We start from the raw sequence: 13,115 nt of genomic DNA on the forward strand, positions 1-13,115 counted from the left end.
TCCTGCGCCATGGTGAGAAAATAACCATTCCGGCAACGGAACTGGTGCCGGGGGACATTGTTTTGCTGGCCAGCGGCGACAAGGTGCCGGCGGATATGCGACTTCTCTCGGTCAGGGATCTGCGAATCGACGAGTCTGCCCTGACTGGCGAGTCCCTGCCTGTGGAGAAAAAAGAAGGAAAACTGCAGCATGACACGCTGCTGGCTGATCGGCTGAATATGGTCTATGCCTCCTCCCTTGTGACCTATGGACAAGGGAAAGGGATTGTCACTGGCATTGGAGATCAAACAGAGGTGGGTCGAATCTCGGAACTTATCTCATCAGCCGATGAACTGGCAACCCCTCTTACCCGCAAAATTGCCCATTTCAGCCATATTCTGCTGTACGCCATTCTTGCCTTGGCAGGGCTGACCGTTGCCGTGGGGCTCTTCCGGGGTCAGTCTCTTTTCGACATGTTCATGGCTGCGGTGGCCCTTGCGGTTGGCGCCATTCCAGAAGGTCTGCCGGCGGCGGTTACCATAACACTTGCCATAGGCGTCTCACGCATGGCCAAACAAAAGGCAATTATCCGTAAGCTACCAGCGGTGGAGACCTTGGGTTCCACTACGGTGATCTGTTCGGATAAGACCGGCACACTGACAGAAAACCAGATGACCGTCCAGAAAATTATGGTTGGTGGGGTTGAATATGAGGTCACCGGGGCCGGTTATAATCCGTTTGCTGGTAAGATTCTTCAGCAAGGCAACAGTTTTGATCCAGGAAACTCTCCCGCCCTTATCGAATGCCTGCGTGCCGGAATTCTTTGTAATGACAGCCAGCTTTTAAATGAAGATAAGGACTGGCGGGTGCAGGGTGACCCCACTGAAGGAGCGCTGTTTGTCCCCGCTATCAAAGGAGGTATTGACCTTGCCGAACAGCAAAACCGTTTTCCCCGTCTGGATGTCTTGCCATTTGAATCGGAGCATCAATACATGGCAACGCTGCATAAGAGCGAAGACGGCAGCAAACAACTGATCTATGTTAAAGGTTCGGTAGAGGCCATTCTTGCCCGATGCGGCTCCCAGCTTGATGCCAGTAACTCGGTCTCAGACTTGGATGCTGATAAAATTACTCATCAGGTTGAGCATATGGCGAAAAGAGGGCTCAGGGTGCTCGCTTTTGCAAAAAAGGAACGAACTGCTGTTGATGGCATAACTCATGATGATGTTCGATCCGACTTTGTTTTTATTGGACTCGTGGCAATGATTGATCCGCCGCGGGCCGAGGCAATACAAGCGGTTAAGGTTTGCCAGAAGGCTGGAATCAGCGTCAAGATGATCACCGGGGATCATGCTGTCACCGCTACAGCCATCGCCATGCAGATCGGATTAAATGGTATGACGACAGACAATGGCGGCAGTCTGCGGGTCCTTACCGGCAGAGATTTAGCCTCTCTTTCTGATCGGGAGCTGATCGAGCAGGCGGAGAAAATAGCTGTTTTTGCCCGGGTGGCACCCGAGCAGAAACTGCGTCTGGTGGCGGCCCTGCAGTCCCGAGGCCATGTGGTGGCCATGACTGGCGACGGTGTTAATGACGCTCCGGCTCTGAAGCAGGCGGATATCGGCGTGGCCATGGGAATAACCGGCACCGAGGTGTCCAAGGAGGCCGCCGATATGGTGCTGACCGACGACAACTTCAGTTCTATTGAAGCTGCGGTTGAAGAAGGTCGGGGCGTGTTCGACAACCTGACCAAGTTCATTGTCTGGACCCTGCCAACAAATCTGGGTGAAGGGCTGGTCATTATGGCCGCCATTTTTCTTGGCGTCACCTTGCCCATTCTGCCTGTGCAGATTCTCTGGATCAACATGACCACGGCTGGATTCCTTGGTCTGATGCTGGCCTTCGAGCCCAAAGAGCCTGGAATCATGACCAGGCTGCCACGGAACCCGAATACGCCGATTCTGACTAAAAACCTCATCGGCCGCATTCTCTTGGTGGGCGGCCTGCTGCTGGTCGCCTCCTTTGCCCTTTTTCAATGGGAGCTGCAAAGAGGGGCCACTATCGAACAGGCACGCACCGTGGCAGTGAATGTTTTTGTGGTCGTGGAACTTTTTTATCTCTTCAACTGCCGGTCACTGACAAAGTCGGTGTTTCAACTCGGTTTTTTTACCAATATGTGGGTGTTCGGCGGCGTGGCAGTAATGCTGCTTATCCAGATTGCCTATACCTATATGCCGGTGATGAATCGTTTGTTTCAGAGCGCTCCCATTGACCTTGGAGCCTGGGCTCGGATTGTGGTTGCAGGGTTGCTGGCATATCTGATAGTTGAGACGGAAAAATGGCTCTATGTGAAAATAACAGATGATAAGTAATCGCTTTTTCAGCGGTGGGCCAGGCAAGAAAAATTACCTTATTACCCCATCTGCACCACTCAAAAACGCGCCGAAAGCTTTGCATTTGCCAGACAAACTGGCAACCACCGCATATACCAGAAGCACGTGGAAGATGAGACCATAACCATCCCAGTGCCTATCCAATCCAATTTATTTGTTGTTCAGGGACCGAAAAAGATCTTCGAGTGTTTTACTGAAATGTTCTGCCAGATCAGTGATTGGTGTGCCGTTTCGTTCTGAAAGTCGTATCTCTCTAGAATCTTCAAAAGAGGCGATTAATGACTCGCCAAGTTGTTGTTCAATAAACTCCTGATCTTGAGAGTCTTTTACGCAGTTTCCCACATACGAAACATTTGTAATGCCGACATCGTCGGCTAATTTTTTGATTTTGTGGGCAGTTCTGATACTCGATTGTGAGGGGGTTACCACGATAAGCAGGTGGTCAACGCTGGCAATTGTTCCACGGCCAAGATGTTCGACGCCTGCTTCCATATCAAGAAGGATTGCTTGATCTGTCTGCAAAAGCAGCTTTGTTAAAAGTCGTTTCAATACTGTGTTTTCGGCGCAAGCACAGCCTTTATCACCGGTTTGAATGGCACCTAGGATCATGAGCTTGATGCCGTCTTTTTCCAACATAAAACGTTCTGGAAGATCATCAATTTTCGGATTGATGTTGTAAAAAGGTGAGCCTTCAACTTTTCCAGATCGTTCAACAAGAAGATCCTTCATCTCAGAGATAGAACTTATTGATTCCGGATTTTCTACTCCCAGGGTTTGAGCCATGTGTGGGCTTGAATCGGCATCAATAACCAGAACCTCATTGAAATGTTTTTTGGCATGTTTGGCAATTAATGCCATTATGGTTGTTTTGCCGACGCCGCCTTTGCCACTGATTGCAATTTTCATAATTTTTCTGGATGGCTCCTAAGTAATTAATTGGTGAAATTAAGTTGAATATACCTTAAAACTGCTGCTCTGAAATATTTTTTATCCGTTTCACAGTATTGTACACTGTTAATAAGCATCGCAAATTGTTATGATAACAGGTCGTAACGCTGCTTCGCCATCCTGATGATAAATAAAATATCGAGTTGAACATGATCTCTTTGGGAATTGACCAGTTTATTGCTGATCCACCGGCAGATGTTGTTGGTGAAAGGCTTGCCTTACTTTGTAATCAGTCCTCGGTTAACGGTAAATATCAGCACAGTCGTGATCGCATACAGGCGCTTATGCCGGGCAGTCTAACCTGTCTTATTTCTCCGCAGCATGGCTTTTTCTCTGAAAAGCAAGATAATATGATCGAGTCAGATCATGACAAGGATGGAATGGGGATACCCGTTTTCAGTCTTTATGGTGATACCCGTGTTCCTACAAAGGAGATGTATGATCATTTTGATGTGTTGCTGGTCGATCTTCTTGACGTTGGCACTCGTGTTTATACCTTTATGTCAACATTGGCATATTGTCTTGAGGCGGCTGCAAAATATAACAAAAAAGTTATTGTATTGGATCGACCAAATCCTGTTGGAGGATCTCAGGTTGAAGGAAATATTCTTGCTGATGACTGCCGCTCTTTTGTAGGGCTCTACGCATTGCCGATGCGGCATGGTTTTACCTTTGGTGAGTTGGCTTTGTTTATAAATGATCAATTATCGCAAAAAGCCGACTTGCAGGTTTTGCCAATGCGCGGCTGGCAACGAGATATGTACTATCCTCAGACAGGGTTGCCATGGGTCTACCCATCACCATATCTGCCAACCTTCCTGTCGGCCCTGGTATATCCCGGCCAGGTACTCTGGGAGGGAACCAATATATCTGAAGGCCGTGGCACAACGCTGCCTTTTGAACTGTTCGGTTCACCATCTCTCGACCATAATAACGTTCTAAAGGGGCTTGATGCTGAGTCGCTGAAGGGATGCGTTCTGCGCCCGGTTTGCTTTGAACCTACTTCTAATAAGTGGGCGGGCCAGGTGTGTAAAGGATTTCATCTGCATGTGACCGATGCATCCATATTTAAACCGTATCGCGTCTCATTGGCATTGCTGAAAGCTCTTAGTGAATGCTGTGGCGATTTTGCCCTCAAAGAACCGCCCTATGAGTACGAATTCGAGCGACTTCCCTTAGATCTTATTTTAGGTGATACTAAGCTGTTTAGGCAGATACAGCAGGGTGCAGAGATTGTTGAACTTGAACGTTTGTGGCAACCTCGGCTTGACGAATTTATTGAATTGCGACCAAACTATTTTCTCTACAAATAATTAAGGATATACACATGGCACGCATACAACCCGTTATTCTGGCAGGTGGAACCGGTTCAAGGCTTTGGCCGCTATCACGAGACCTCTATCCCAAACAGCTACTCAAACTAATTGGTAATGAAACCTTGCTTCAAGCAACATTTACTCGTTGCATGGCGCTTGATAATGCCAATCTACCTATTCTTGTTGTTGGAGAGGAGCATCGATTTATTGCCAAGACACAGATTGATGAACTGGGTGTTGGTGGTGATGTAGCCATTCTACTTGAACCGGTTGGCCGAAATACTGCCCCGGCCGTCTATGCAGCTGCAAAGTTTTGCCAATCAAAAAACGATGAAGAGCTGGTACTACTGTTTTTGCCGGCCGATCATCTGATTGCCGATGTCGTTTCCTTTAACAGTGCCGTTCAAGAGGCCTTTGAACTCGCTTTAAAAGGGCGTCTTGTTACCTTCGGTATAAAACCGACATCACCTGAAACCGGCTACGGCTATATCAAGAAAGGTGAGGGGAGTTCAGTTGAATCATTTGTCGAAAAGCCCGATCTGCAAACGGCCAAATCCTACCTGGAGTCTGGTAATTATTTCTGGAACTCAGGAATGTTTGCCTTTGGGGCAACAACACTTTTAGAACAGTTTGAGATGTATAGTAAGGATATCGCTTCGGCAATGACTGCGGCGGTACAAAATGGCACAGATGACGGGCAGTTTTTCAGGCTAGATACTGCAAGTATGAAGAGTTGCCCGAGTGACTCGATTGATTATGCCGTGATGGAGAAATCTGACACAGTTTCTGTAGTGCCGGCTGATTTAGGTTGGAGCGATATCGGCTCCTGGCAGGCCTTATGGGAAGTATCAGACAAAGATCAAAATGGCAATGTCCTGAGTGGTGATGTCGTTGTCGAAGACGTGACCAATTGTTTAGTCCGTTCTGAGTATGGATTAGTTGCGGCAGTTGGCCTAAAGGATACGATGGTAGTTGAAACTGCCGATGCGGTTTTGATTGCCCCGATGAATCGTGCCCAGGATGTTAAGAAAATTGTTAAGCGGCTCCAAGATGATAATCGTGAAGAGTATCAGCTGCATCGAACTGTATATCGGCCCTGGGGAAGTTACACTATTCTTGAGGAGCAGGAAAACTTTAAGATCAAGCGTATTACAGTGTTGCCCACTGTTAAACTCTCTTTGCAGATGCATCATCATCGTTCCGAACATTGGGTTGTCGTGAAGGGGACAGCCAAGGTGACCTGTGGCGATAAGGTCTTTCTGGTTCGAGAAAACGAGTCAACCTATATCCCTTGCGGAGAGAGGCACCGTCTCGAAAATCCAGGTGTGATACCACTTGAACTTATTGAAGTCCAAAATGGCAGTTATCTCGGTGAGGATGATATTGTCCGCTTTGATGATGATTTTGGGCGAAAAAGTTAAGATCTCTATCTGATCTATTTTGACCTGCAACCACTATTTCTAATTGTTACGCCATGAAAGTCCTTATTGCTAAAAAAGCCGGTTTTTGTATGGGGGTCAGAAGGGCTGTAGATTTGACTCTTGATCTGGTTAATACCGATGATCAAAATATCTCTACCTTCGGCCCTCTCATCCATAATCCTCAGGTTATGGAAGTTCTTAAATCCAAAGGGGTCGGCGTACTTGATTCAGTTCCTGAAAAGGCCACAGGCACTGTTATTATTCGTGCCCATGGTGTGCCGCCATCTGCTAAAGAGAGTCTGCTTAAGTCTGGCCTTACAGTCAAAGACGCCACCTGTCCCCGCGTCTTGCGAGTTCAGGCCATAATTAACAAACATAGAAAACAGGGCAAACGGACGATAATAATTGGTGATAAAAACCACGCTGAGGTCGAAGGGCTGATGGGTTATGCCGGTGATGACTGCATCGTGGTCAGTTCCGAGGCTGAGGCCCAAGCACTGGAGCTTGATTCCCCGTATATTGTAGTGAGCCAGACGACTCAGGATAATCAATCCTTTGAGGTAATAACCCAGGCAATCGTAAAACGTTTTCCTGGCGGGCAGGTTTTTAATACAATCTGTGACTCTACCCACTTGCGGCAGGATGAGGTCCGCAAACTCTGTCTGGAGGTTGAGGCGCTGGTAGTTGTCGGCGGCAAAAATAGTGCAAACACTACGCGTTTAGGGGAAATTGCCAAGGGTTTGGGTAAGGAAGTTTTCCTGGTTGAATCGGAAGATGATCTTGATGCTGCTGCCCTTGGTAAATACGATCAAGTTGGTATTACAGCCGGTGCCTCAACGCCAACCTGGATGATTAATAGAGTGGTTCGTGCCCTGGAGGCTATACCTGGTCGTAGCGACGGCAAAACCAGACCAGCTTTTTTCAGGGTAATTCGTTTGTTGATGGTGACGAATCTGTATGTCTCTCTGGCTGGGTCGGCCTTAACGTATGCCTGCAGCTTGCTGCAAGGGATTGAACCAAAAATTGAAAACTCGATAATCGCTTTTTTCTATCTGTTTTCCATGCACAATATAAACAGGATTACCGACCATAAGGCAAAAGTTTTCAACGATCCAAGTTTTATACGATTCAGCGGACGCTTTAAAAAACTGCTATTGATTTCATCTGGTGGTTTTTTATTTCTATCTCTTGGGCTTACCGCAAAGTATGGTTTTCTACCTTTTGCTCTCTTGTTCTGTATGAGCGTTTTTGGTGTGCTCTATCGGATTCACTTTATCCCCGGTTTTTTAGCTGCCAAAATTAAAGTTTCGAGGTTAAAGGAGATCCCTGGTTCAAAAACATTTTTTGTCGCTCTTGCCTGGGCTATGACTGTTTCGTTATTGCCTGTGCTTAACGCCTCCATTGATCTCTCGGCAGCCCATTTAATGGTTTTTGCCTTTGTTCTGGTGTTTGTGTTTGTTCGGAATGCACTTTTTGATGTGTTCGACGTGCAAGGGGACAGAATTGTAGGTAAAGAGACCTTGCCAGTGCTTATTGGAGCCGATAAGACCTTGAAGTTGCTCAACTGGCTGGTCGGTATTCTTTTTGTCTATGTACTTGCCTCTTCGTTGTTAGGGGTTATGATGATGCCCTACGGAATACTGGCCCTTGTTGGTATTGTCTATTTAGCATCGTTTATTTATATGTTTGAATCTGGCAGATTGAGTCCTGGTGTGCGGCTGGAGTTTGGATTGGAAACAACAATTGTCTTTTTTTCTGCCTGTGTAGTGGTGGGTGAACTGTGGTGATGAGTACCTGATTGTTGGTATTCAAAATGGAGAATACGTAATGCTTGGTTGGTTTAAGAAAAAGAAAAAAGAAGTTGTTAGCGATGCGCCGACGAAAAATGAAACTGAAGTGAGCGTTGAGAAGACGAGTCCAGCTTCTGATGGTGCTGCCCAGGTTTTGTTAGAGGATGTGTCTGTTGATGAAGTGGCTTTAGCTGCTGAAGATATCGACATTGATGCTGCCATATTGTCCGGAGACAATGAAAAGGGCAGGATTAAGGATGATTATGGTCGAGCTGATGATGGTACTGGTGCTGCTAAAGGCCAGAAAGGGGGGCTCTTTCATCGTTTGAGGGAAGGACTCTCTAAAACTCGTGACTCTTTTATTAAACGAGTTGACTCCATCTTCTTAGGTAAAAAGGTTATTGATGCTGAGCTGCTTGATGAGCTTGAAGAGATTTTATTTACCTCTGACCTGGGAGTTCGTACGACTCAAGACCTTCTTGATGAAGCAAGAGCCAGGATGAAGAGAAATGAGCTGTCCGATCCTCAAGCTTTAAAGGAGTTTATAAAAAAAGAGATGCTCGCTTATCTGCGTCAAGTTGATAAACCTGCTGAATTAACCATGCCGGAAAAGGGTCCATTCGTAATTCTTGTTCTAGGGGTTAATGGAGTTGGTAAAACCACCACTATTGGCAAGCTGGCTTATAAATTTAAGAAGGCAGGTAATAAGGTCCTTATGGTCGCCGCCGATACCTTTCGGGCTGCGGCTATTGATCAGATCAAAATATGGGGTGAACGAATTGGTGTCGAAGTCAGTGCCCAGTTGCCCGGAGCAGATCCATCGTCTGTGGCCTTTGATGCCCTTGAATATGCCAGAAATCGTAACTTTGATGTGATTATTATCGATACAGCCGGCCGTTTACATACCAAAGTTAATCTGATGGAAGAACTTAAGAAAATTAAGCGTGTAATTGGTAGTAAGTGTGAAGGCGCACCCCATGAGGTGATGCTCGTCTTGGATGCGACGACTGGGCAAAATGCAATTTCTCAAACCAAACTGTTTAACGATGTGGCTGATATTACAGGTCTGGCATTAACAAAACTTGATGGCACTGCTAAGGGTGGAATTGTTATAAATATTAGTCGTGAGTTCGAAATCCCCATCCGTTTTGTCGGTGTAGGAGAAAAAATGGAAGATCTGAGGGATTTTGATCCGGAAGAGTTTGTTGAGGCCATGTTTAACTAACCCCGATAAACGGGATAAGTGCCTTTCGCAGATTATTTTCTTGCAAAAAATACAAGAAAACAATCTGTAAGGCACTAATACTATAGCTATTTCGGACCTTATTTCTGATGAGACAATATCAATATCATTCACAGCCTGGTTGTGGCGGATGTTTTCTGCTGATTGCCCTGTTTTTACTTCTAGCAGGAGGAACGCCTCTACTCTTCGATTTCCTGGGGTTTTTACTCATAAGCGGAATATTCATTATCCTGTTAGGGTTTGCGGCGTTTTGGGGATTTACCAATTTTATCAAACATAAAATAAGCACCTATGAACGATCGCAGACTCAATCTCATAACGACTTTGTTTTTCTTCTCGTTCATATTCTGGTGCATATTGCCAAAATTGATGGAACGATAACCAAGGACGAACTCAACACCATTAACAATTTTTTCCGGGTTAATCTTCGCTATACCTATGATCAGCTTTGCTGGGTAAAGGAACTTGTTAAGGAGGCTCAGAATTCCGAGACAACAATTGAAGAACTTATTACCCAGTTCAAATCAAAATTTGCCTATGAGCCAAGACTGATTTTAATTGAACTCATTTATCAGGTTATCTATTCTGGTGAAAAATTTATTGATCCTGAAGTTGAAATTGCCCAGAAAATTGCCGATTATCTTGAAATCTCAGCTTATGATCAGCAGACAATCCGCAACCGTCGCTTGCACACCCGAAGACAGGCAGTCAACGACGTCCAGCAGAGTCTCGATGTTTTGGGTTTGTCAGCTAATGCCAGCCCCGAAGAGATTAAGAAGGCCTATCGAACATTGAGTATGACCTATCATCCCGATAAGGTTGATCATCTTGGTGATGAATTTAAACAGGTCGCTGAAGAGAAGATGAAAGAGATTAATGCCGCCTATCAGTTCCTTAAAAAGCAACGTTTGTAAAGTATATCGTAATTACACTTTTGTAGACCATCAATATATTGGAGAATACTATGGGTATTTCAAAAAAAATGACAGCCTTTGCTGAACGCTCTTCCTGGATCCGGAAAATGTTTGAAGAAGGCACAAAAATGAAAGCAATTCACGGTGAAGATAAGGTTTTTGATTTCAGCCTGGGAAATCCTGACTTACCGCCACCTGCAAAATTTGATCAGGTTCTTAAGGAGTTGGCGGCATCAACTTCGCCTGGTGTACACAAATATATGCCCAATGGCGGTTATCCTTATGTGCGAGAGAAGATGGCCGCTAAAATCTCAGAGGAACAACAAGTAACTGTTGGTGCAGGTGAGATGTTAATGACCTGCGGTGCTGCCGGAGCTATAAATGTAGTGCTCAAATCTATTCTTGATCCTGGTGACGAAGTTATTCTTTTGAGCCCTTATTTTGTCGAATATAATTTCTATGTCGATAATCATGGCGGTGTTTCAAAAGTGGTTGCCACCGATGATCAATTTGATCTGGATCTTAATAAGATTGTTGCTGCTATTAATGAAAAAACCAAAGCCATTATTATTAATAGCCCCAATAATCCAACCGGTCAGATCTATTCAAACGAAAAAATACATAAACTTGGACATATACTTGAAGCTGCAAGTGAGAAATTCGGGACGATTTTTCTTATTTCCGACGAGCCGTATCGAAAAATTGTTTTTGAAGAGTATCAGGTGCCGAGCATTTTAAAAAACTACACGAACAGTATTATAGTTTCATCATTTTCTAAAGATCTGTCGTTGCCCGGAGAGCGCATCGGTTTTATAGCCGTTCACCCGGATATTGCCCACAAGGACTCTCTGATCGGAGCGTTAACCCTGGCCAATAGAATTTTAGGTTTTGTAAACGCCCCAGCTTTGATGCAACGGGTAGTCGCCCAATTGCAGGATGTCAGTGTCGATTGCAGTATATATGCTAAAAGAAGAGATGTCTTCTGTACTATTCTCAAAGATGCCGGATATACTTTTGTGCCCCCGAAAGGTGCTTTCTACGTCTTTCCAAAGTCACCAATTGCCGATGATGTGAAATTCACGGCCATTCTTCAAGATAACTTGATATTGGCTGTGCCTGGGACTGGGTTTGGTATGCCCGGTTATTTCAGATTGGCTTTTTGCGTTGAGGACTCTGTTATAGAACGGTCTGCTGAGGCTTTTGCCAAGGCTTTTAAGAGTGCGACATCTTAGAAAATATTTTGAATATCGCTGTTTTTGAGCCGTATTATGGTGGGTCTCATAAGGCTTTTTTGAAGAGCTTACAGGGACATTTTTCCCATAATTTCAATTTTTATACCTTGCCGGCCAGTAAATGGAAGTGGAGGATGCGTCTTGCGGCGCCATATTTTGCATCACTTATTGCAAATGGTTCAATTGCATTAGGAGATGTTGATAGTATTTTATGCTCTTCATTCCTTGATGTTGCCGTCTTTAAAGGACTGCTCCCATTGCAGTATAAGGATGTGCCGATATACACCTATTTTCATGAAAATCAATTTGCCTATCCAGTACAGGTTAACCATGAACGCGATGTCCATTTCTCGCTTACCAATCTTACAACGGCGTTGGCTTCAGACAAAATAGCCTTTAATTCACACTATAATTTGGATACATTTCTAACCGGCAGTCATGATATTTTGCGCCTATCACCAGACATGCAATGTGATACCTTGATAGATTCAGTTCAAAAAAAGGCGGTAATACTTTACCCTGGTATCGATTTTCAAGAAATTGATAAACGCTCAAAGTCGAGAACTCACAATGATGTACCGGTAATTCTATGGAACCATCGTTGGGAACATGATAAAAACCCGGAACTGTTCTTTACGACTCTGACCGGATTAAAAGCAAAGGGTATCGATTTCAGACTCATTGTTATGGGTAAATCCTTTAACCAGAAACCCCCAAGTTTTGAAATGGCCCATCATGAGCTTGCTGATAAAATCCTCCATTTTGGTTATATCGATTCTCGAGAAGAGTACATCGATATGTTGTGCCTCTCTGATATTGTTGTCTCAACATCTATCCATGAATTTTACGGGATATCTGTTATTGAAGCGGTGCGGGCGGGATGTTGTCCTTTGTTGCCGGATAGATTGTCCTACAAGGAGCTATTTCCCGACGAATTTCGATATTGTGACTCAGAGTTTGAAGATAAACTGATTGATGTTGTGATCAATCGTCGGATTGATCTGAAACGTGCCCATGAACTGACCGATTCCTACGGCTGGCATAATCTTTTTCCAGACTACAGCCAGTGGCTGAATACCAACTAAATCAATGATAGAAAGGATTGTCCGACACGATGATTGTATATGATTTAACCTGTATCTGTGGGTATCAGTTTGAAGCCTGGTTCCGTGGGCGGGCGGACTACGACAGTCAGTGTCAAAATGGTTTGCTGGTCTGTCCCGAATGTGCCGGTAATGATATCCATAAGATACTCTCTCCGGTATCCACAGTGACACATATAACGCCTGTTATAAATAAAACTTCAGAGATTGTTGACGCTGTACCAGAAACGGTTCCAAGCAAAAAAGAGCTTGAGGCCTTTATTGAAACTGTAAGTACGTATGTGAAAGAAAATTATCAGGATGTCGGCTCAAATCTGGCCGAGAAGGCCTTGAAAATGCACTACGGCGTCGAAGAGCACAAAAGAATTCGTGGGTGTGTCTCAGCTCAGGAGGAGAAAATGCTTGCTGATGAGGGCATTGAATTGATTAAAATCCCATTGCCCCTTGATGATACTGACCAGAAAAACTAACGAATTTTTTAAGTGATTCTACATCCACATAACACTCATAGGTAATTCCTGTAATTGCTGACCACGAAAGGCACGAAAAGCACGAACAAAACAAGTAGTTGTCCTTTTTCGTGCTTTTCGTGCCTTTCGTGGACAAATGCTTTTAAAGCACTATTCGTTCGACTGTTGCCTTTGGATAACCGCCAAAGTTAACAAGCAACCCCAGGTGCAACCCTGTTGCTTTTAAATAATTCAAAACCTGTGCCTTATGCGCCCCAGTTGTAGCAGTAAGCGCCTTCAGTTCCACAATAATTGATTCATGACAAA

General features: G+C 44.8%; 11 protein-coding genes. 9 read left to right on the plus strand and 2 right to left on the minus strand.

Annotation, left to right across the window (positions count from 1 at the left end; translation table 11 throughout):
• Positions 1-2,351, plus strand: a 2,351-nt coding sequence (locus HQK80_12025; GenBank protein MBF0222933.1) for an HAD-IC family P-type ATPase, incomplete at its 5' end; no start/stop codon positions are given.
• Positions 2,352-2,522: 171 nt separating this feature from the next.
• On the opposite strand, the gene HQK80_12030 is transcribed toward HQK80_12025, so the two are convergent.
• Entirely contained in the window at positions 2,523-3,278 is a 756-nt protein-coding gene (locus HQK80_12030; GenBank protein MBF0222934.1) for an AAA family ATPase, read from the minus strand.
• 191 nt (positions 3,279-3,469) lie between these two features.
• Here HQK80_12030 and HQK80_12035 point away from each other — a divergent pair, with 191 nt between their 5' ends.
• The 8 genes from HQK80_12035 (at position 3,470) to HQK80_12070 (ending at position 12,809) form a co-directional block, all read left to right on the plus strand.
• Entirely contained in the window at positions 3,470-4,633 is a 1,164-nt protein-coding gene (locus HQK80_12035; GenBank protein ID MBF0222935.1) for a DUF1343 domain-containing protein, read from the plus strand.
• 14 nt (positions 4,634-4,647) lie between these two features.
• A complete protein-coding gene (locus HQK80_12040; protein ID MBF0222936.1) occupies positions 4,648-6,057 on the plus strand; it encodes a mannose-1-phosphate guanylyltransferase/mannose-6-phosphate isomerase in 1,410 nt (469 codons plus the stop codon).
• Positions 6,058-6,110: 53 nt separating this feature from the next.
• Positions 6,111-7,844, plus strand: a complete 1,734-nt coding sequence (ispH, locus tag HQK80_12045; protein ID MBF0222937.1) for a 4-hydroxy-3-methylbut-2-enyl diphosphate reductase — start codon at positions 6,111-6,113, stop codon at positions 7,842-7,844.
• A gap of 40 nt (positions 7,845-7,884) precedes the next feature.
• The gene (gene ftsY, locus HQK80_12050; GenBank protein MBF0222938.1) at positions 7,885-9,072 is read left to right on the plus strand and encodes a signal recognition particle-docking protein FtsY; all 1,188 of its coding nucleotides are present in this window, start codon (positions 7,885-7,887) and stop codon (positions 9,070-9,072) included.
• Between the two features lie 107 nt (positions 9,073-9,179).
• The gene (locus HQK80_12055; protein ID MBF0222939.1) at positions 9,180-10,004 is read left to right on the plus strand and encodes a TerB family tellurite resistance protein; all 825 of its coding nucleotides are present in this window, start codon (positions 9,180-9,182) and stop codon (positions 10,002-10,004) included.
• A 50-nt stretch (positions 10,005-10,054) separates the two neighbouring features.
• A complete protein-coding gene (locus tag HQK80_12060) occupies positions 10,055-11,236 on the plus strand; it encodes a pyridoxal phosphate-dependent aminotransferase (protein ID MBF0222940.1) in 1,182 nt (393 codons plus the stop codon).
• An 8-nt stretch (positions 11,237-11,244) separates the two neighbouring features.
• Positions 11,245-12,321, plus strand: coding sequence for a DUF3524 domain-containing protein (locus HQK80_12065; GenBank protein MBF0222941.1), 1,077 nt, complete (start codon positions 11,245-11,247; stop codon positions 12,319-12,321).
• Positions 12,322-12,350: 29 nt separating this feature from the next.
• On the plus strand, positions 12,351-12,809 hold the full coding sequence (locus tag HQK80_12070) for a DUF1178 family protein (GenBank protein MBF0222942.1): 459 nt from the start codon (positions 12,351-12,353) through the stop codon (positions 12,807-12,809).
• A gap of 142 nt (positions 12,810-12,951) precedes the next feature.
• On the opposite strand, the gene HQK80_12075 is transcribed toward HQK80_12070, so the two are convergent.
• A partial coding sequence (locus HQK80_12075; protein MBF0222943.1) for a GxxExxY protein occupies positions 12,952-13,115 on the minus strand: 164 nt, incomplete at its 5' end.

The organism is Desulfobulbaceae bacterium, assembly GCA_015231515.1.
Lineage (GTDB): Bacteria > Desulfobacterota > Desulfobulbia > Desulfobulbales > VMSU01 > JADGBM01.